Below are 20,311 nucleotides of genomic sequence, written 5' to 3'. Positions count from 1 at the left end.
GGTTTTTGAGGCCGGATGTGCCAGTTCTAGTTAAATTTCTGTGCTTGAATATTAAGGTTTATATTCTGAAATTGTTTATGACTGTCGATCGAAACTCTATTCAATTTGACAATAGAGATGCCGCTGCTGGCTCTGGTGAGACTGTTAATCTCGGCGAGGAGCCGGGGAGACCTTCGCCCCGTCAAGGCAGCCGGATCGCAAGCGCAGTGCTGTCTCCGGCGGTGCAGTTGTGGCTGCGATCGCAAGTTCAGCAGGTGGACGAGTTGAAGGTGAAAATTGAGGGGAGCGATCGACAAATCTTCAGCGGTGCGATCCCCAAAGTCACGGCTGCAGCTCGCGGTGCTGTGTATAAAGGATTACACCTAACTGAAGTTGCCATAGAGGGCTGTGGCATTCGCATCAACCTCGGTCAAGCTCTCAAAGGCCAACCCCTGCGCCTCCTGGAATCCGTTCCCGTGGCAGGCGTTTTGAGGCTTAGTCAGGCGGATTTGAATGCGTCGCTGAAAGCGCCTTTGCTTGCTGATGCTTTGAACGAATTTTTGCTGCCTATGCTGCCGCTGACAGATAGGGAAAAGTCGCTGAAGTTGCAAAATTCGCAGATTATAATTGAGGCGGGTTTGTTGACGCTTTCGGCGACAATTTTGCGCGCTGGCGGTAGGCAAATTCCTTTGGTATTGCGGACGGGTTTGCGGATAGCCAGCGGTCGCGAATTGATGTTTGAATCACCAGAAATCGAAATGGATGGAGAATTAAAGAGCAGTGATTTCAATGGGTTTAAAATTGATTTTGGGCCGGAAGTTGAGATAGAAGAGTTGATCTTGAGTCCGGGGGAGATTGTTTGTCGGGGAGGAATTAGAGTTTTGCCTTAGTTAATTAACAGTTGACAGTTGACTTTAACCTGCGTCCTCGGCAAAGCCTGGGAATATATACCGAATTCCCAATTCCCCATGCCCACTTCCCAATTCCCACTTCCCAATTACCGATTAATTAAAAAAGAGTCGATCGCTGGCAACAGTAAAGTCACAAAATAGTAGACTAAGGGCGCGGTAAAAACATAACTGTCGGTGCGATCGAGAATGCCGCCGTGACCGGGGATCAACTGCCCCGAATCCTTAACGCCGGCGTCTCGCTTCATCATCGACTCAGTTAAATCTCCCAACAGGCTAGCAACCCCAATCAACAGACCAAAAGCAGCCCCTGTATACGGCCACCCCGGCCAGTGTAAATACCAAGACCCAGCGACGGCGACGGCGATGCTGCCGCAAACTCCAAATACAGCACCTTCAACGGTCTTTTTGGGGCTGATGTGGGATAGGCTAGTGCGCCCGAAGAATTTGCCGACAAAATAAGCCCCAATGTCAGCGGCCCAGATGCAGAAGAAAGCCAGCAGCAGCGAAGTCAATCCTAAAGATATGTGGCTCGAAGTTGTCCAAGACGGGGACGGGTAAATGTTAACCGGCAAATTGCTTGCTACTGCTTGCGAAAGTTGGGTTGTAGCAAGATTGCCAGGGTCGAGGCCGACTCGCAGCCGTACCCAATAGCTGGGCAAATAACCGCCGTAGAACAATCCTAAAACTGAGGAGGCAATATCGGCGATCGTCGATAATTTAGGTTGGAATAACAGGTAGAAACAGATTAAGGTTCCCGCTAAGGGGAACATGGCGTCTACAAGTTGCGGTGCTAGGGCTGCAGTAATTAACAGGCCTTGACTGACTGCTAAGGTAGTTTTGGCAGCGGGTGCAATGCCTTTAGCCCTGGCTAATTGAAAATATTCCAATTGGCCTAGGTAGACGATGACTCCAAAGCCGACGGTGAAGTACCATCCGCCCATAATAATCATTCCCAAAGCAAGGGCGATCGCAACTATTCCACTCAGGATACGAGACCAAGGCATAAAATGAATTTCTCTTGCAGACGGCGGATCATTCGATGTTGGATTTTGGATGTTGGATTTTGGATTTGAGATTTTGGATTTTTCTAGAGCACGAGTTGATCCCTTGCACAACTAACCCCCATCCCCCATCGGTCATCCAATATCTCAAGTCAGGCGGTCAATCCAGCGATGGTGGCGCCTATTCTTAAGTATGAAGGTTAAGTGAACTTAAAAAAGATTAAGAATTACAGAATTAATCGGTGTATCCATGTCAAACTGCGTGTCGTGCCTTCTTCTTCCTTCTAATCCAGCTTTTCGCCGCTGAGAATAAATATGGGATTCACGGCGGCAAAGGTTTGACTGAGGCCGCGAGTCTCCAAGCGGTTGACGGCGGACTGGACTACCTCGATGTTCCGGGCTTGCAACTCGGCGAACCCTTCGGAAAGGGCGTAAAGATTCTCTAAATTGGATGCTGTGGCGACAACTCTACCGTGAGGTGGCAAGTACCGCCAGACTTCTTGGAGAATCGCTTTAATCGGGCGACCTCCTTCGATGCAGACTCGGTGGGGGGGTTGGGGCAGGTTTGCAAGGCATTCCGGGGCACTGCCTTCTATGACTTCTACGTTGTCGAGCTCGAATCGATCGCAATTTCTGCGAATCAAGCTTGCTACTTCTTCGTCCCTTTCGACGGCGATAATCCGACCTTTAGGACACAGCAAACCTGTTTCTACGGCGATCGTACCAGTACCTGCACCGATGTCCCACACGACTGAATCTGCTTGCAGCCGCAGGTGGGAGATTAACAGCAGTCGGACTTCTCGCTTACTCATGGGAATTCCCGGTAAACGTTCAAATAAGTCATCCGGGATGCCTGGAGTGACGTAGGGCCAAAGCATAGTTATATTTTTGATTTTTGATTTTTGATTGAAGAAAGACCGAAGTTGGAACTCGCGGAAGAAGTAGAAATTCTCCCAATTTCCCCCAAGCCTTAATATTTACTGTCGCACAACCTTGAGAGTTTGGAGGTTTCTATCGCTACAACCTGTGATTTTGCCGCCGGCGGTAAGGACTTGTTGCAGGTAGTCAACGGCTGCTGGGGTAATGATTTCACCGGGCATCAGGACTGGTATTCCAGGGGGGTAGGGACATATGAGTTCGGCGCACAGGCGATCGACTGCTTTGTCTGCTGCTACTGTTTCCGCTGGAAAAAAGAAAGCCTCGCGGGGAGAGAGGAGAGGGGGAATGGGAGAGGGGGGGAGTGGGGGATGGGAAAAATCTTCCTTTTTCCTTCTTCCTTCTTCCTTCTTCCTTCTTCCTTCTAAAAGAGTACAAGCTTTAACTAGATTGTCAATATCTGATTCTGTATTTCCCAAGCTGATAATAAATGTTAGATGTTGCGGCATTGGTAATTCTGCGGTGACTGCGAGTTCCGAGTGCAGAATTTCATCTGCGGCAAATCCTGTGATTCCTAAATCGGATACTTTTACTGTTAGCCTGGTTCTGTCTAATGCTGCAAAACCGGGTGTATTTAACGGTTCTAAAACTGATAAGCCGGGAATTTGACTGATGCGCGATCGCGCTTTTTCTGCTAGCAGTAAAGTTTTGGTCATTAACTGTTCGCCGTGGAGTGCGATTTGTTGGCGGGCTGCGTCTAATGATGCTAATAGTATGTAACTCGGACTTGTGGATTGTACTAGCTGCAATGCTTTATTTAATTTTTGGATATCTATGCGATCGCCCTTGACGTGCAGCATCGATGCTTGTGTCATTGCACCGAGGGTTTTGTGGATTGATTGTACTGTTAAATCGGCGCCGGCTGATAGTGCTGGTTCTGGCAAGTTTGGATGAAAGTTAAAGTGCGCGCCGTGGGCTTCGTCTACTAATAACGGTATGTTGTATTGATGGGTAATTTTGGCGATCGCCCGCAAATCCCCGCAGACGCCGTGATAGGTTGGGTAAACTATCATTACTGCTTTGGCGTCGGGATGTTGTTTTAATGCTGCGGCTGTGGCTTCTGGGGTGATGCTGTTGGCAATATCCCAATCTGGGTTGTACTCTGGATTGACAAAAATTGGAATTGCACCGGATAAAATTAAACCAGAAATCGCCGAGGTGTGGATATTTCGAGGCAGGATAATTTTATCGCCAGGGCAGCAAGTTGCTAAAATGGCGGCGATAATTCCGCAAGTCGAACCGTTTGCCAAAAACCGAGTTGATTGGGCTCCAAATGCTGCTGCGGCTAAGTCTTGAGCTTCGGCAATTGCACCTTCTGGGTTAAAGAGATTGTCTAACTCCGGCAATTCGGGCAAATCCGATCTAAATACTGCCGCACCGAATAAGTCAATTAGCGGCCCTGAGATTCCTTGTCCGCGTTTATGTCCGGGGGCATAAAATGGGGCGTGTGGGTGATTTGTTCGATCGCGCAAGGCATTTAATAGAGGCGTTTGTTGTTGAGAGTTTGCTGGTGACACGCTTAATCCTGATTGCTGTATTTGATATTTAAGTAGAGCGGTATGAAAAAACCATAATATCTTGTTGTAGGGGCGGGTTGAGCCAATGTCTTTACTCTCACGCAGTTTATTTCTGTACTCACGCGCCCTCGCCATCTAATATTTATTTGTAACCACATACTTAGTTTAAGACCAAAGGCATAATTTTCTACGGAAGTAACAGTTAATGATAGTTATTTAGATAGATGTCTCCGCCGCAATCTTGAGTTTATTATTATGAAATAAGACACTACCACAACTCAGTTATTTTTGTTGTAAAATATAGCTAGGAGTGGCGAGCCAATGTTTTTGAAACATCTCTATTAGCGAGCAAAACACTAACATGATTTATCCCACTCCCGATCCATTTCCAGGCCCGCAGATTCCCAGTACCGAACCGGGGCTGCCGACTATACCCGCATCGCCACCAGTGCCGGGTCCCGTTCCCGAACCCATTCCCGGACCAGTACCGGAGCCGGTACCTGCGCCAATTCCGCAGCCAATTCCCGAACCGGTGCCGGAAACTGTACCCTCTCCAATTCCTCAGACAGTGCCGGGGCCAATTCCTCAGACAATCCCTGAACCTATTTAAATGATGTTTTAGTCGATCGCGAAATTTAAGATTGTTTGTGAGGCAGATCGCAAAAACCAGTTTCTCCCAAGTCCCCAATCTTTTTGATGAATATCAGACTTGAAAAAACTCGGTTTTTGCCTAAATTATCGATTAATTGAAGTTGAGCGCAGTCTCTTTACAAAGGTCAACAGAAGGCAAATCAGTGGATTTGCCGTCAGAGTATTCGGCCCTGACATCAAAAACACAGCCCGCATCCGAGCCGCCGTAGTCAGCTTGATTCCACTCAAAATCTGCCTTTTCCCGATCGGCAATGGGAGCATCTAGCTCGTTTTCTCCCCAAGTATCCTTATCGGGAGGAGACATATAGACTGCTGTCATCGTCTTGCCGCTGTTGTTAACCACCGAAATTTTGACCATCTGAGCGAAAACGCTAGCTGCTGTCAGCCCTAACAGGGGCAGCGACAGCGCCGCAGCGATCGTTACTTTGCTTAACAACTTGTTAACCATTTAGCCATCTACCTCAAGTTCGATATTTATTCAAGCTTACCTGTAGAAGTTAGAAGGGACAAGTCAGATATATTGCTATTGCTTATGATATTTTGAAACAGTGATATGTTTCTAAATAGCTATGCTTACTGCCGGAATTGTCGGACTGCCTAATGTTGGCAAATCTACTTTGTTTAATGCTCTGGTTGCTAATGCCAAGGCGACTGCTGCTAATTTTCCTTTCTGTACGATCGAGCCAAATACGGGTATCGTGGCAGTGCCAGACGAACGGTTGAAGGTGCTGAGCAATATTTCCAATTCCGTGCAAACTGTGCCGACGCGGATGGAATTTGTGGATATTGCGGGTTTGGTGAAGGGGGCGAGTCAGGGGGAAGGACTGGGAAATCAGTTTTTATCTCACATTCGGGCCGTAGATGCGATCGTCCACGTTGTCCGCTGTTTTGAGAATGACGATATCATTCACGTTGCGGGTTCTGTCGATCCGATCCGAGATATAGACATTATCAATCTTGAATTAATTCTAGCAGATTTAGCTCAAATTGAACGCAGGCTCGATCGCACTCGCAAGCTTGCCCGCAACAACAAGGAAGCTCAGGCAGAAGTGGATGTGCTCGAAAAATTAGTCGTGGTTTTGAATGCGGGGAAACCAGCGCGGCAGTACAATTTCACAGATGAAGAAGCTGAATTAGTTAAAGGTTTGGAATTACTGACCAACAAACCAATTATCTATGCTGCTAACGTATCTGATGACGATTTAGCAACGGGAAATAGCTATGTCGAACAAGTGCGGGAAGTAGCAGCTAAAGAAAATGCTAAGGTTGTCATAGTTTCGGCGCAAGTTGAGTCAGAATTGGTGGAGTTATCAGAGGAAGAACGAACGGATTTCCTAGAATCTCTGGGGGTAAAAGAAGGGGGCTTGAAATCTCTGATTCGAGCTACTTACGAATTATTGGGTTTGCGGACTTATTTTACTAGCGGCCCGAAGGAAACTCGCGCTTGGACAATTATCGCGGGAATGTTAGCACCGCAAGCTGCAGGGGTTATTCACTCGGACTTTGAACGGGGTTTCATCCGGGCCGAAACTGTGAGTTATGAAGATTTGGTTGCTACGGGCGCGATGAATGCAGCTAAGGAAAAAGGCTTAGTTCGCAGTGAAGGAAAAGAGTATGTTGTACAAGAGGGGGATGTGCTGTTGTTCCGATTTAATGTTTAGCTTTTTTAAGGAGATGAACACATGGATATCGTTTCGCTGGCAATTGCTTGGCTGGTAACTTCGGTGAGCTTTTTTATTATTTCCAAGTTGCCCATCGGGGTGGACATTGACACTTTTGGAAAAGCGATGATTTCGGCGGCGGTTTTTGGATTGCTGAATGCTTTAGTGCGGCCGCTTTTTGTGGTTTTGGGTTTTCCATTGGTGTTGGTAACTTTTGGTTTGTGGATAATTGTTATCAACGCAATTATCTTTGGATTGGCGGCTTGGCTAGTGGATGGATTTCGCTTGCGGTGGGGAATTTGGAGTGCTTTGCTGGGTGCTATAGCCCTCGGTTTTATCAACTCTTTGCTTTATGAGCTGTTGCGGACTCTGCCTAGTGTAAGATAGAGAAAGGTAACGCGCTGGGCGGAAGGAAGGGGCGGATTTATTCATCCTGTTAGTTATCGCAAATATTTCAGGTGAAACCCGCCCCTAATGCAAATATTTTAGGTTTAATTCCCCCATATCAGGTATGTATTTTTTGGTAGTGGTTGAGTTTTTAGCCTTCGCAGTAGTCGATAAATTGCTCTGGAACTAGGCGCAATTCGCCCGATCGAAAGGGCTCGATAGGCATCCAAAGTGCGGTAAATACCCACTCTCCGTCTGCAAAAGCTAGACTTTCCAATTGATAAAATTTGGGATCGACAAATTCGCACTGATAAAGTTGTATTAGTTCGTGTCCGGCCTGACCATTAAAAATAAAAAAATTTTCCAAACAAGCCAAATATTTGATATTTGTTAACTCGGCTTTAATTTCTTCTTGAAACTCTCTTTGCAAAGCGTCGATGCTGTGTTCTCCGAATTCTATGCCACCGCCCAGAGCTCGGTAAAATGTGTCTTGTTTGACCGGATCTTCGCATTCTGACACGAAAATGCGATCGCCCGATCGAATTAATCCTAAAACAATTACGCGAATTGTACCTTTTTGCATAATTAGTTATCAGTCATCAGTCATGACGCATTAACACCAAAACAAAAGAAACCGGGTTCCGACTTCGCCCAACCAGCAGGTTTTTTTGCCGTTGATGCGGGCTGTAACGAAGTATGATGCAAAAAACCCGGTTCATTACTACCCGTGCGTAAGTTCTATATTACTCAGCAATCATCACTCATTATCCGTGTATCCGTGTCATGCCTGTCGTGTCAATGGTTAATTATCAGCAGCAAAAGCCTCTCGACGGCGAGTGTTGTCAACGGGCCAGTCTGTATTTTCCCCGCCAATAATGAGTTTTTCAATCGTTACGAATTCTTTGCTGAGTTGCTGGAAAACATTAATCAAAACATCGAGGCCTATCGCATCGCTAGTGCCCAAATCAAACCAGCAGCGAGCCCAAGAACCTTGATACTCCATTTCTCCCATATTGTGCATCAAAGCCATCATGCTTTGGTCGGCTAGATTAACATCGTAATTCATCTGACTGATATCTAAGCCTTCATCTTGAACTTGCAAATTTTCCGCATTAAATCCTCCCAGTTTTCCCAAGAAAAACCAAGAGTCAAACACTTCTTCAACATACTGTTTTTCACCGTTTGAAGGCACGTTGCTGAACTTCAGCCAAATCCAGAGGTCAAAGGGGTTAAACTCGCGAAACTCTACTTGCATCAATTTTATCCAAGAAAGGGAATGGAATTGCAGGAATTGGATTGTAGGAGAGAGGAAAATTGGGAGAGAGGGAGACAGGGAAAATTTTCCTCCTAACTCCTGACTTCTGACTTCCCTCTGACTCTTTTTAAAGTGGTGGTAAGGCTGCCGGCCCCCAGACTCCATCTGCATCTCTAATTTTATCGCGCATGGGGTCGCAGGCACGAGATTTGCTGTCGAGACGGTTACGGGTTCTGCACTGCTGAAAGAAGATTTCGGCTACTAAACTGCGGGGCAGTTGGTCTGGTTTTGCTAAGGCTGCGTCGAAGTTTTTTCGGGCTTCCTCAAGTAAGGTTTTGTTGCTGTCTTTCCCCTGGGATTGGGAAAACAAGATTTGTCCTTTTAGATATAGAACTTCGGGATTGTTGGGCGTTTCTGCTAGGGATTTGTTGGCAAATTCTAAAGCGCGATCGTACTTTTTCAAGTCTCGATAGGCGACGGCCATGCCGCGATAAGCTAAGTAGCGGGGAAAGGCTTTTTGTTCTAGTCTTTGAATTGCTTCGTTCGGGTTGGAAAAGGGCAGGTTTGTGGCTAGCATTAAGTCCATGTAGCCTTTTATCAGGTTGAGTTCGGGGTCGTTGGGAGCTATTTTGTCGGCGGCCTCTAGGTATTGAAATACTACTCGCAATTTACTCAAAGCTTGGGGCGCGCCTTTGGCTGTTCCTTCTTTGGCTATAATGTTCGCCCCTTCTAGAAAGTGACCTGCTGCTGTGTAGATGTTGCCGCGCAATGGATTAGTTTTCGTCAAATTTTCGCCGACTTCGCGGGTTTTCTGTGCGTAGGAATTCATCGAGTTTAAGTCCTCCTCGATGTATGAGAGGGAGGCTGCCATTGCATAGGCTAGCGGCTCGTTTGGTTCGGCTGATAGTGCTTGTTGAATTTGAGTTTTTGCTTGTTTGTAGTTTCCTTGCTGAAACATTGTTTTGAAAGCGGTTTCGGTGTTAGGCCCGATCGCCTGCAGGTTGCTGGTGCGAAAGGGATCGCCCGCTACTGCCGAGTTAATGCAGATGCTGAGGGCGATCGCTCCTGCACTGGCGATCGCCCGCACTGTCTGTTTAGAACTTAACATTTGCTTGCCAAGCGATGCTAAAGGGGTTTTCGTCATCGTCACTTCTCTCAATGGAATATACTGTAAACTAGAAACAAGAGAGTTAAATTTTTAGACTTTCGGGCCGCAACCAAAAAAAGAGTGAAATTTGCTTGATTTTTTGTGGTTGTTGAGGTATATTTTAATAATCGAGGTGTGAATTGTAATATATTAAAGGACTGATTCCCATTATTAAAATATACCATGAAAAAACATAAAAATCAAACGCAAATCCTGAAAAAACCGGAAATCTTTGTAAAGATTTATGTAAAATAATAGTGCGCGATCGGCCCAAGCTAGAAACAAATCGCTGAGGCTGGATAATTAATCCGTGTATCTTTGTCAAAATTCGTGTAGTGCCTTCCTTCTCCCCAACCACCAATTGCGTTAATGCTGTATCTAAAAAACTTAGTATATCATCCTACCGCCTGTCCGAATGCTATTCTGAAAAATATTAACTTAGAACTTCCCTCGCAGCAAATGGGGCTGATTGTGGGTCGCAGCGGTTCAGGCAAAAGTACGCTCTTAGAAATATTAGCAGGTTTAGCGGAAAAAACTAGCGGCGACATCCGTTGGCGGGAACAAGAATTAACACCGGAACACTTGCAACAGTTAGGAGGTTTAGTGTTCCAGTTTCCAGAAAGACATTTTTGCGGCGGCACAATTTTAGAAGAATTACGGTTGGGTCATCCTGAATTGGGACAAGAACAAATTAACTCAGCAATGGCAGAAGTGGGACTAGGACATTTGCCGCTGCGCGCTTCTCCCCACGCTTTGAGCGGCGGACAACAGCGGAGGGTAGCCCTGGCGGTGCAGCTAATTCGGCAGCCGCATTTGCTACTATTGGACGAACCGACAGCGGGTTTGGATTGGTCGATGCGGCGGCAGTTGGTAAGCTTGTTGAGTAAGTTGAAAAGTCACTGGACTTTGTTGATTGTTACTCACGATGCTAGCGATTTGCTGAGCGTTGCCGATCGATTTTGGACTTTAGACCACGGGGATTTGCAAGAGGTCGATCGGGCTAAGTTAGAAGCTAAGGAAACGAGTTGCGTTTGATTTTTCTGGCGTTGCAAATGGTTTCCCGGCGAATAGAATTCGCGTCTATACAAACGAAGTCCGCCTAAGCAGACAGCAATAAAAAAGTGAGAATAGAACTAGATGATAAATGAGATTAAAATGTCTGTGTTGCCCCAGATGAACGAGTTGTGGCAAAAAACGCTGAATTGGCAGCCGGATGAGTCGCAGCAACAACAATTTCAGCGACTTTATGAGTTAATTGTTGAGGGAAATCGATCCTTGAATTTAACTCGAATTACTGAGCCGATGGAGTTTTGGGAAAAACATTTGTGGGATTCTCTGCGGGGAATTGCAAGACTGCTGCCAGCTAATCACAATTCGGCGGAAAATCCCGAATTGGCCGCCGAGTCAGTGCAGAAAGCGATCGACATTGGGACTGGTGGGGGTTTTCCGGGGTTGCCGATCGCGATCGCCCTGCCGCAACTATCAGTTACTTTGCTCGATTCTACTCGCAAGAAAATTGATTTCTTGGAAACAGTTTTGCCGTCTTTAGGCATAGAAAATGCTACGACTTTGTTGGGTAGATCTGATGAAATTGCCCGACAGCCGCATCACAAACAAGCTTACGATCTAGCACTTCTTAGAGCAGTTGGAGCAGCTTCTATTTGTGGTAAATACGCGTTGCCCCTGCTGCAAAATGGCGGTTTGGCTGTACTTTACCGTGGAAATTGGACGGTGGAGGAAGAAACGGAGTTGCAAAGGGCGATCGAGCATTTGGGCGGTAAAGTTGAGTCAGTCGAAGCATTCACAACGCCGACAAGTCAGGGGGCACGGCACTGCGTTTACTTGCGGAAAGTTGTACAGCAGTTCGAGCGTCCCGTGCGCTAGCTATAGCCGTTTTTCAATACTAACTATGCTTGCCAATAAGATTGCACTTGTCACAGGTAGCTCGAAAGGAATTGGTGCTGGCATCGCTCTTGAATTAGCCAAATCGGGTGCCGATGTTTGTGTCAACTATTGCGATTCTCCAACATCTGCACTCGAAGTAGTCAACCAGATTCACTCTGTCGGCCGTCGCGCTATCGCGATTCAAGCAGATGTCTCACAGCGCGACCAAGTGGAAAGGATGGTGGATACGTGCGAGCAAGAACTCGGTCAAATCGATATTCTAGTAACCAATGCGATCGCTAGCGTCCGAAACACCTTGCTGGAAACTAAATTTGAGGATTTACAGCGGACACTAGAAATAGGGGTGTACGGTGTGTTGCACGTCTGTCAAATAGTCGCCCGCCGTATGGTGGAAAGGAAGGCCCAAGGCTCGATTATCCATATCTCATCCCCCCACGCCCATTTTCCGTATAAGGGTGCTATTGACTACAACACCACCAAAGCAGCCTGTCATCACCTCGTTCTTTCTATGGCTAATGAACTGATGTGGCACAAAATTCGGGTCAACATCCTAGAGCCTGGGTGGACTGACACTCCGGGTGAGCGACGCTGGTATAGCGACGAATTGCTTGAGTCGTTCAGCAACCAAATGCCTCTTGGTCGGATGGGCTTCCCGGAAGACTTAGGCAAAGCAGCAGTTTTCCTGGCATCTGATGCAGCTAGCTACATCGCGGGCAGCGTGTTAAAGGTAGATGGTGGACTGTACATTGAGGGCAGCCCGAGTTTGACAGCAGAATCTCAAGATAAGTAGGTAGGCGGCATTAAACGAACCATCTAACAGTATGGAAACATTGCTCAGTCAGCCACGCTTAAGGCTCAGGATATTTTACAATCGTTTACTTAATTGCGTTTTACAGCGCCTACCTACTTAAAACAGAGTTGGTTGTTGGGCGGTTTGCGCTCGATCGCAACAACAAACTTTGTGGAACTAGGCGCTCGCCTTTTCGTAGCGCTTGTTAATTTCCGCCCAATTAACAACATTCCACCAAGCTTTTAAGTAGTCGGCGCGCAAATTTTGGTATTTGAGATAATAAGCGTGTTCCCAAACATCGTTACCCATAATTGGATAATTTCCCTCCATGAAAGGCGTGTCTTGATTGGCAGTAGTTGTAATCTCAAGTTTGCCTGCTTTATTGCGGACTAGCCAAACCCAACCGCTGCCAAAACGCTTGGTGCCGGCATCGTTAAATTTTGCTTTAAAATCGTCAACACTGCCGAAAGTTTGCTTAATTGCTGTTGCAATTGCCCCTGTGGGTTCGCCGCCGCCGTTGGGACCCATGATTTCCCAAAACATACTGTGATTTAAGTGTCCGCCGCCATTGTTACGCACGGTTGTGCGAATATCTTCCGGCACTTTGCTCAAATCTCGCAGCATATTTTCTGCAGAGGTATTTTTGAGTTGCGGGTATTTGCTGACAGCATCGTTGAGGTTTTTAACGTAAGCGGCGTGGTGTTTGTCGTGGTGAAATTGCATTGTCCGCGCATCGATGTGCGGTTCTAAAGCATTGTATTCGTAGGGCAGAGGTGGCAGTGTAAAAGGCCCGGGGGTTTGGGCTATTTTTGGACTTTCTGCAACTGGACTTGCTTGCGATACATTATTTCCTGACGCTTGGCAAGCACCTGCGGTAATAGCTCCGACGGTGGCGGTCACTAAATACAAGAAATCTCGGCGTTTAAGAGTCATAAAAAGTACCTGAGTGCATTATTAACTGTTTTATCTCAGATTAAAGCAAAATGGGAGTGAGTTGAGAAAAAAAGTTGTATCGCCCGAATGGATGAGACGGATGGGCGATGGTTGTGAGAGTTTCTCAAGTATAGGCTAATTGTGTGCGCGTAACTAACTCACGTGCTCCGGTTCACCAACCCGGTTTCTGTCTCGAAACCGGGTTTTTTTTAGATTATTCTTGGGACAAGCGCTGGATGGCTTCGCCTCCAAAAAGCCGATCGGCTGCTTGAAGAATACCGGGAATTTTAGCAGCGTGGGGACTGTGGGCTAGACAGCGGCGCAAGTCTAATTCATTGAGGCGATCGGCTTTCTGGCCGGGGAACCAGTGACTGGCATTACCTAAGAGGTTGTAGCGCATCTTGCAATAGTCGATCGTATCGTAAGCCTGCGCCAAGTTCCACAGCCACAGAATCACATAAATATTAATACCTCCGGGAGTATTTTCTATAGTTGGTAAATCGACGTGCCAAGTCTTAAACCAATCTTCTCCTAATTTATCAATTGCTGCTTTTTCTAACTTTTCTAATATCGGAGGCAAAATTTCATCGGCTCTATCTAACAATTCTACAGCTTTCAGATGTTCGTTAAAATCTTCAGGTTTGGCTGCGCCCAAACTCAAAGTGTGTACTTGCGGATGCGACAAACAAAACAAATCGTTAAACACCATCGGACTCAGCGGATAGCACAAGTCGATTAATTTTTGTGGCGGGCTGTAAAGTTGACCGCCTTTGTCGGAAGGACTGATAATAAAAACGCCCATATCGTGACGTTTAGCAGCTTCAATAGCCGGCCAATTAATTTGATTGATGTAGTACCAGTGCAAGTTAAGATAATCAAATTGATTGGTTTTAATTGTTTTGACAATAACATCCGTCGGGCCGTGAGTTGAGAAACCAATAAACCTAACTTTCCCTTCTGCTTGCAACTTTCTCGCCACATCCATGCAGCCGCCCGGACGCATAGACTCCTCTAGCAATTCCGACGTATTAATGCCGTGTAGCGACAGTAAATCGACGTATTCCAGTTGCAAATAAGCTAAGGATTTTTCAAAGTCTTCGCGAAACTCTTGGGAGTTTGGTTTGGGATTAACTTTCGTTTGCACTATCAAATTTTCGCGGGGAAAATTCGGCAAAATTCGCCCCAGTTGCATCTCGGAAGTGCCGTAACCGCGAGCAGTTTCTATATGATTGATGCCGCATTCAACCGAGTAGCTAATCGTCGCTTCTAGATTTTTTTGATTGTCTGGTGGAATTTCATTGGCTGGCACGTCTTGCCATTTGTACTGATATCTCATGCCACCGCAGGAAAAGACGGGCATGGATAATTCTGTGCGACCGAATCTGCGATATTGCATCATAATCAAAGTCAAAGCTATAGCATAAGGGAGAAGGAAGTTCGGCAACGGATTCGCTTTCTGAGGATGTAACGGATGTCAGGAAGAAATAAGTTCGGCAACGAGCACTGTACAAGATGTAACGGATGTAACGGATGTCAGTCCGATGGAAGTCGGAAAAAGGAAGAAGGAAGAAGGATGAATATGTAACAATCGCAAGGGTTTCATTGATTAAGAACTTCTTAATAGTCTTGGTGGTTGCTATAAGGTAAAAAACCTTATTTTTGGTATTTTTGCGGGTGGTAACTCCCATACTTCAGCATTCTCCTGAACAGGCAAGATTCCTGTTCCACAAAGAGTTTTTGCAGCATTCTCCTGAACAGGCAAGATGCCTGTTCTACAAAGAGTTTTTGACCACCAACGGGCAGTTTTGACTATTTAGAAATCTCTCGTACTACTGGTTTTCCGTCTTGGATTTCGCCGACTAAAACCAAATCTGTACAGTCTACAAACAAACCATTTTCTAACACACCAGGAATGTTATTCAAGCTTTTTTCCATTTCTCCGGGGTTGGCAATGTCATCAAATTGGACATCGATTACCATATTACCTTGATCGGTAATTACCGGGCCTGCTTTTTTCACACCCATGCGGAGTTCTGGTTTGCCACCCAATTTTTCAATGGCGCGCATCACTGGTGTTAATGCCATCGGTATAACTTCGATGGGTACGCGAAAAGTCGAACCCAATTTATCTACGATTTTGGAACTGTCAACTACTACAATAAACTGAGTTGCGAGGTAATCGACTACTTTTTCGCGGGTGTGGGCCGCGCCACCACCTTTAATTAAGTTGAGGTGGGGATCTACTTCATCAGCGCCGTCAATAGCAACATCAATTCTGTCAATTTCATCTAGTGTTGTCAGCGGTACTCCGTACTGTTTGGCTAACACTTCTGATTGAAAAGATGTCGGCACTCCTTTGATATCTTTGAGTTCACCTGATTTTATGCGATCGCCCAATGCTTGAATAGTATAAGCTGTAGTTGACCCGGTGCCGAGTCCGACAATCATACCAGATTTTACGCGATCGGCAGCAGCAAAGCCGACTTGCTGTTTCATCAATTTTACGGGATCTTGTTCTGTGGTCATGTTCGGTACTCCTCAATAGTTTTAAGATTGTACCATTTAATGAAAATCGGATTTCTCGATACTTATACTTGGGATTACAACATTGAAACTCCTTACCGCGAACCTTTGGGTGGCACTCAGTCGGCTATTTGTTACTTAGCTGAGGCCTTGGCTGCACAGGGAAACGAGGTATTTTTACTCAACAATACTTCCGAGTAGGGGATGTGGCGCGGCGTTGATTGCAGGCGCAGGGTGGGGGACAAATCTAATTTAGAATTGCTGCGATCGCTCGATTTTTTAGTTATAGTCAATATAGTCGGCAAAGCACTGAAAGTTAAGCCGCTTTTGGGGCATCACATTAAGTTAATTTTGTGGATTCATAACGAACCGGGCTTTGTATTTCTCCAATAGTTCCATAATCAGCGAGAAATCAATGCTTGCGATGCTTTTGTATTTGTCAGCGACTGGCAGCGCGAGCAACTTCATCGACCCTTTGGGATTGACTCCAATCGCTGTTGTGTTTGAAGAAATGCGATCGCATCTTGTTTTGCTAACATTTTCGCAGATAATCTTTATATCCTCACTCATAAATATCGACCGCCCATTCTAGCTTGCACCAGCACTCCATTTCGGGGACTCGATATTTTGTTAAAAGTCTTTCCCGAAATTCGTCAAGCTGTCCCCGGAACCAGATTAAAAGTATTTTCAAGCATAAAAGTACACCAAATAGACGACAATGATAACAAGCTTTTTGTAGGTCAACTTTACCGCCCTTGTCAGGAAACAGAAGGCGTCGAGTACATGGGTTCCGTACCCCAACCCGAACTCGTCCGGCAACTGCTTTCAGTTGCCGTTTTAGCTGACCTGAATACCTATTTAGAAACCTCATCTATTGCCGTGATGGAGGCAATGGCCAGCGGTTGCCGGATTGTGACCAGTGAATTGGCAGCTTTGCCGGAAACAACTGCTGGATTTGCCCGTCTAGTTTCCCTGTCAGAGGTGGAAAATTTTGCATCGATAACTAATTGGAAGCGGGCGGGCTAACCAGATTGGGAGGGATATACAAGGCGGTTTTTAGAGGCCGTAGTTGGAGTTTTAAATGAGGACACGGGTGCGGGTGGCGCAACTGCTAAAAATCATCTCAGACAGCAGGTAGAATATATAAATCGAGGGTGTACTTGGTCTGTGCGTTCCCGATAGTGGGTAGAATGGTTGAATATTATTAGTGTAAAAACTGTAAGAGTGGCAGAGCAAATGAGCGGGAATTCTTTAGTAGGTTTAGAGGCAGTGAGAGATTATTTTCAAAAGGGAAATTGGCTGAAAGATCGAGGTGATCTCGGTGGCGCTATCGAGAATTATCAGAAAGCTTTAGATTTCAATCCCGGAGATGCCGAACTTCATAAAAAATTGGCGGAAGTTTATGTTTTGCAAGGAGAATTTGAAAAGGCGATCGCCTCTTGCCATGTCGCTCTTAAATTTCAACCCAATTTTGCTCCTGCTTACTTAACAATAGGCAATGCTTTGCAGAGTCAAGGCAAGCTGGAAATGGCAATTGAAGCTTACTTGCAAGCTTTAGAAATTCAGCCGGAATTTGCTGAATCCAGCGCGAATCTCGGCAGTATGTATTACAAGTTAGGGCAATTGGAACAAGCGGCAAATTATTACCAAAAAGCTCTGGCGATTAATCCTCAATTGTCTTCGGTTAATATGATGCTGGGCAGCGTTTTGCAGCAGCAAGGAAACTTAGATGCAGCAATTACTTGCTATCAAAAAGTGATCCAACAGCAACCGGGAGATGCCAGCGCTGCTGAGAAACTATCGAGTTTGATCGCACAAAAAGAGCGGCCAACTACTGACAGCAACTTTATCGAATTAGAAACAGAATCAGGCGAACAGCAACCAGTATCTGTCAACAAAGATGAAGGCTACGGCTTGCAGCCTTCGAGCATCAATTTGCCGTCAGCGCCCACCACTGAAACTTTAAATACTCCGTTTACCAACCCCGCCGAACTTTCCGAACAAGTAACCTCGCTAAATGTTCCAGATAGCGGACAAGTTGCCAATTTTGAAGAAGTAGAACCCTACAAAAAACTGGCAGAACAGTTTTTAGTTCAAGGTAAAATTAAAGAGGCGATCGCAGCGTGCCAGCAAGCGATAAAAATCCGACCAGATTTCATCCACGCTTACGTCACTTTAGGCAATGCTTTGCAAGCAGAAGGCAAAAATGAAGCTGCGATTCGATCGTATTCTCAAGCCCTAGAATTGCAGCCAAATTTTGCGGAAGTGCGCGCCAATATCGGCAGTATGTATTTCAAAATGGGGCGTTTGGAAGAAGCGATCGCTCATTACCAGCAAGCGATTGCCCTCAGTCCAGATTTAGCGGGAGCTCACTGGAATTTAGGGAAAGTATATCAGAAACACGGCAACATCGAAGCAGCGATCGCCTGTTTTAAAAGAACATCCGAACTCAACCCCCAGCTAGTCGGTGCAGACTTCCACTTTAACTTAGGTAATCGACTTTTCAGCCAAGGAAAGCGCGACGAAGCCATCGAATGCTACGAAAAAGCGATCGCCATTAAACCAGATTGGGCCGAAGCTTACGGTAACATCGGCAGCGCGCGATCGCAACAAGGCAATCTCGACGCCGCCATCGCTTACTATCAGAAAGCTGTAGCTTTAAAGCCGCACTTAGAAGTTTTGCACTTCAATATAGCCAATTCTTTTTTGCAGCAAAACAAGTACGACGAAGCAATTACTAATTATCAAAACACTCTGAAAATTAAGCCCGACTGGCCGGAAGTTCACGCTAACCTCGGCAGTTGTTATTCCATGCAGGGGCGCCTCGAAGAAGCTGTAGCCAGCTATCAGCAAGCTTTGGCATTAAAACCGAATTGGGCAGAGGTTTACTGCCGGATGGGACACATTCAAAAACAAGATAAGCCGTTGGAGGCGATCGCCAATTTTGAAAAAGCGATCCAATGCAACCCCAAATTTAGCGAAGCCTACCAACAATTGTGCGACTTGCTAAGTCATTCCACCAACCTCGCCGGAGCCCGTAGCATAGCCGACAAATACTGCGAAAACTGCGGCGAAAATGCCCCAATCATGTCAGCGACAGCCTATGTCTTTTCCTACCTGCAATCAGGTGTAAGCAAACAGGCAATTCAGAAACTCGAAGAAATCGAAAAACTCTGCTACGAAAAGGTCGAAAGCTTTAGCGTAATCGAACTAAAACTGCTCTACGAAATCTTCCTGTTTGCAGTTTCTCACCTGCGAGACAACCGCGAAAAAAATGCCAGTTTCTACAGACTCATTGCCAAAGAATACTACCAAAAAGCCGTCCCCAAGCGCCAGGACATTAACAGAATCAACCTAGCAAATTACCAAACAAAAGAACAGCGTCCTTTAAAAATCGGCTTCCTTTCCAAACACTTCCGCCGCCACTCTGTAGGCTGGTGCAGCGAAGCTTTAATTCGCGAATTAAGCAACATTACCCCCCACGTTCACCTTTACGTCACCGGGAAACTCCACCGAGATGAAGTTACGCAGCGGTTTGAAGACATGGCGGGCAAGTTTTACTGGCCTAAAAAATATCCAAACGGCTTTGCTGACGGCGGGGAACTCTTTGCCGAAGTAGCGCAAGACAACTTGGATGTTTTGATAGACTTAGACTCGATGACAGTCCCAACAAATGTCGAAGTGCTGTATCAATATCCTGCGGGAATTTGCGTGTCTTGGCTGGGATTTGACGCACCCTACATTTCAGAGAATCACTACTTTCTCTGCGACGAACACACTCACCCCTCTGGTGTGGAAAAAAATTACTTAGAACAGTTAGTAAGATTGCCTGTTTGTTCCGTAGCAATTGGCGCACTGCAAAGCATTCCTGTGAATCGAGAGGCGATTAGAAACGCTCTCGGAATTGGCTTGGATCAAATGACTTATCTGTGCGTGGCGCCAGGGCGAAAAACCAATCCCGAAATGGTACGAGCTCAAGTTACAATTCTTAAGGAAGTACCCAATAGTGTGTTAATCCGCAAAGGTCAAGGCGACCCCGATATTATTCACAGCACTTACCGCGAAGAATGCGAAATTCAGGGAGTAGATTTTGGTCGAATTAAGTTTATAGGGCAAACCAGAAGTGAAGAAGAACACCGCGCTATTTATTATGTAGCCGACGTGCTTTTAGATTCCTATCCTTACAACGGTGGCACTCACAATTTAGAGGCTTTGTGGGCGAATTTGCCAGTGGTAACTCGCTCCGGCGACCAATATCTTTCGCGCATGGGTTACGCTTTTCTGAAAAGTGCAAATCTTGATGTTGGTGCGGCGTGGAGTTGGGAAGAATACACGCAGTGGGGAGTTAAGTTTGGCCGGGATGCTGGTTTCCGAAATGCGGTGAAAGAGCATTTAGTAAAATCTAAGCAGCCAGAACATCTCGCACCTTTGTGGAATCCTAAAAAGTTGGCTGAGGATATGTATGAGGTGTTTCAAAAACTGTTAGCTAAATAGGTGGGAAATTGGGCATTGGGCATTGGGCATTGGGCATTGGGAATTGGGCATTGGGAATTGGCATACCAATCCCTCATCATTTATGAACTCTTTTCTTACTCTCTTCTCTTCCTCTGTGCCCTCTGCGCCCTCTGCGGTTCAATAAAAAAAAGAGATATCAGGTAGAGAAAAGCGATTTCTGGATATTTTTACCCAACGCCCACTAAAGTTTTGTAAAAATC

Annotated in this window: 21 protein-coding genes; 11 read left to right on the top strand and 10 right to left on the bottom strand. The window is 46.0% G+C overall.

What is annotated here, in order from left to right:
* The first annotated feature begins 77 nt into the window (after window positions 1-77).
* Window positions 78-869 carry a DUF2993 domain-containing protein gene (locus tag QUA23_RS15065; RefSeq protein WP_333076682.1) on the top strand — a complete coding sequence of 264 codons (792 nt, stop codon included), beginning with the start codon at window positions 78-80 and terminating at the stop codon, window positions 867-869.
* A gap of 107 nt (window positions 870-976) precedes the next feature.
* On the opposite strand, the gene QUA23_RS15060 is transcribed toward QUA23_RS15065, so the two are convergent.
* The 3 genes from QUA23_RS15060 to QUA23_RS15050 form a co-directional block, all read right to left on the bottom strand.
* Window positions 977-1,894 (bottom strand): phosphatidate cytidylyltransferase, encoded by a 918-nt coding sequence (locus tag QUA23_RS15060; protein ID WP_333076681.1) that lies wholly within the window; start codon window positions 1,892-1,894, stop codon window positions 977-979.
* 281 nt (window positions 1,895-2,175) lie between these two features.
* Window positions 2,176-2,769 (bottom strand): precorrin-6Y C5,15-methyltransferase subunit CbiT, encoded by a 594-nt coding sequence (cbiT, locus tag QUA23_RS15055; RefSeq protein WP_333076680.1) that lies wholly within the window; start codon window positions 2,767-2,769, stop codon window positions 2,176-2,178.
* Between the two features lie 99 nt (window positions 2,770-2,868).
* On the bottom strand, window positions 2,869-4,344 hold the full coding sequence (locus tag QUA23_RS15050; protein ID WP_333076679.1) for an aminotransferase class I/II-fold pyridoxal phosphate-dependent enzyme: 1,476 nt from the start codon (window positions 4,342-4,344) through the stop codon (window positions 2,869-2,871).
* A gap of 361 nt (window positions 4,345-4,705) precedes the next feature.
* Between QUA23_RS15050 and QUA23_RS15045 the strand changes: the two genes are divergently transcribed.
* Window positions 4,706-4,954 carry a gamma-aminobutyric acid A receptor, epsilon-like protein gene (locus QUA23_RS15045; RefSeq protein WP_172184733.1) on the top strand — a complete coding sequence of 83 codons (249 nt, stop codon included), beginning with the start codon at window positions 4,706-4,708 and terminating at the stop codon, window positions 4,952-4,954.
* A gap of 132 nt (window positions 4,955-5,086) precedes the next feature.
* Here QUA23_RS15045 and QUA23_RS15040 read toward each other — a convergent pair whose 3' ends face one another.
* Complete coding sequence (locus tag QUA23_RS15040) at window positions 5,087-5,443, bottom strand: hypothetical protein (RefSeq protein WP_333076678.1); 357 nt, start codon at window positions 5,441-5,443, stop codon at window positions 5,087-5,089.
* Window positions 5,444-5,564: 121 nt separating this feature from the next.
* On the opposite strand from QUA23_RS15040, the gene ychF reads away from it, so the two are divergent.
* A complete protein-coding gene (gene ychF / locus QUA23_RS15035) occupies window positions 5,565-6,656 on the top strand; it encodes a redox-regulated ATPase YchF (protein WP_333076677.1) in 1,092 nt (363 codons plus the stop codon).
* Between the two features lie 21 nt (window positions 6,657-6,677).
* A complete protein-coding gene (locus QUA23_RS15030) occupies window positions 6,678-7,043 on the top strand; it encodes a phage holin family protein (RefSeq protein WP_333030414.1) in 366 nt (121 codons plus the stop codon).
* Window positions 7,044-7,194: 151 nt separating this feature from the next.
* On the opposite strand, the gene QUA23_RS15025 is transcribed toward QUA23_RS15030, so the two are convergent.
* The 3 genes from QUA23_RS15025 to QUA23_RS15015 form a co-directional block, all read right to left on the bottom strand.
* On the bottom strand, window positions 7,195-7,626 hold the full coding sequence (locus QUA23_RS15025; protein WP_333076676.1) for an NUDIX domain-containing protein: 432 nt from the start codon (window positions 7,624-7,626) through the stop codon (window positions 7,195-7,197).
* Between the two features lie 219 nt (window positions 7,627-7,845).
* Window positions 7,846-8,298, bottom strand: coding sequence for a DUF3531 family protein (locus QUA23_RS15020; protein WP_190737061.1), 453 nt, complete (start codon window positions 8,296-8,298; stop codon window positions 7,846-7,848).
* Window positions 8,299-8,425: 127 nt separating this feature from the next.
* Window positions 8,426-9,442, bottom strand: a complete 1,017-nt coding sequence (locus tag QUA23_RS15015; protein ID WP_333076675.1) for a Sll0314/Alr1548 family TPR repeat-containing protein — start codon at window positions 9,440-9,442, stop codon at window positions 8,426-8,428.
* A gap of 372 nt (window positions 9,443-9,814) precedes the next feature.
* On the opposite strand from QUA23_RS15015, the gene QUA23_RS15010 reads away from it, so the two are divergent.
* The 3 genes from QUA23_RS15010 to QUA23_RS15000 all read left to right on the top strand — a co-directional run bounded on the left by QUA23_RS15010 (window position 9,815) and on the right by QUA23_RS15000 (window position 12,140).
* Entirely contained in the window at window positions 9,815-10,480 is a 666-nt protein-coding gene (locus QUA23_RS15010) for an energy-coupling factor ABC transporter ATP-binding protein (RefSeq protein ID WP_333046972.1), read from the top strand.
* Window positions 10,481-10,582: 102 nt separating this feature from the next.
* Window positions 10,583-11,329, top strand: coding sequence for a 16S rRNA (guanine(527)-N(7))-methyltransferase RsmG (gene rsmG / locus QUA23_RS15005; protein WP_333076674.1), 747 nt, complete (start codon window positions 10,583-10,585; stop codon window positions 11,327-11,329).
* Window positions 11,330-11,354: 25 nt separating this feature from the next.
* Window positions 11,355-12,140: a glucose 1-dehydrogenase gene (locus tag QUA23_RS15000; protein WP_333076673.1), complete on the top strand. Its 786-nt coding sequence runs from the start codon at window positions 11,355-11,357 to the stop codon at window positions 12,138-12,140.
* A gap of 177 nt (window positions 12,141-12,317) precedes the next feature.
* On the opposite strand, the gene QUA23_RS14995 is transcribed toward QUA23_RS15000, so the two are convergent.
* From QUA23_RS14995 to rpiA, 3 genes are all read right to left on the bottom strand, one after another.
* Complete coding sequence (locus QUA23_RS14995) at window positions 12,318-13,073, bottom strand: Fe-Mn family superoxide dismutase (RefSeq protein ID WP_333076672.1); 756 nt, start codon at window positions 13,071-13,073, stop codon at window positions 12,318-12,320.
* Window positions 13,074-13,287: 214 nt separating this feature from the next.
* Complete coding sequence (locus QUA23_RS14990; protein ID WP_445243498.1) at window positions 13,288-14,472, bottom strand: aldo/keto reductase; 1,185 nt, start codon at window positions 14,470-14,472, stop codon at window positions 13,288-13,290.
* A gap of 410 nt (window positions 14,473-14,882) precedes the next feature.
* The gene (gene rpiA, locus QUA23_RS14985; RefSeq protein ID WP_333076671.1) at window positions 14,883-15,599 is read right to left on the bottom strand and encodes a ribose-5-phosphate isomerase RpiA; all 717 of its coding nucleotides are present in this window, start codon (window positions 15,597-15,599) and stop codon (window positions 14,883-14,885) included.
* 39 nt (window positions 15,600-15,638) lie between these two features.
* On the opposite strand from rpiA, the gene QUA23_RS14980 reads away from it, so the two are divergent.
* The 4 genes from QUA23_RS14980 to QUA23_RS14965 all read left to right on the top strand — a co-directional run bounded on the left by QUA23_RS14980 (window position 15,639) and on the right by QUA23_RS14965 (window position 20,090).
* Window positions 15,639-15,797 (top strand): hypothetical protein, encoded by a 159-nt coding sequence (locus QUA23_RS14980; protein WP_333076670.1) that lies wholly within the window; start codon window positions 15,639-15,641, stop codon window positions 15,795-15,797.
* 3 nt (window positions 15,798-15,800) lie between these two features.
* Window positions 15,801-15,989 (top strand): hypothetical protein, encoded by a 189-nt coding sequence (locus tag QUA23_RS14975; RefSeq protein WP_333093887.1) that lies wholly within the window; start codon window positions 15,801-15,803, stop codon window positions 15,987-15,989.
* A 123-nt stretch (window positions 15,990-16,112) separates the two neighbouring features.
* Window positions 16,113-16,622: a glycosyltransferase gene (locus tag QUA23_RS14970; protein ID WP_333076724.1), complete on the top strand. Its 510-nt coding sequence runs from the start codon at window positions 16,113-16,115 to the stop codon at window positions 16,620-16,622.
* Window positions 16,623-16,832: 210 nt separating this feature from the next.
* Window positions 16,833-20,090, top strand: coding sequence for a tetratricopeptide repeat protein (locus QUA23_RS14965; RefSeq protein ID WP_333076667.1), 3,258 nt, complete (start codon window positions 16,833-16,835; stop codon window positions 20,088-20,090).
* Window positions 20,091-20,311: the final 221 nt, after the last annotated feature.

This window comes from Microcoleus sp. Pol1C5, from assembly GCF_036701115.1.
In the GTDB taxonomy this organism is placed as follows: Bacteria; Cyanobacteriota; Cyanobacteriia; order Cyanobacteriales; family Microcoleaceae; genus Microcoleus.
The sequence above is the reverse complement of the archived record's forward strand: the minus strand, read 5'-3'. Positions and strand labels throughout refer to the sequence as shown.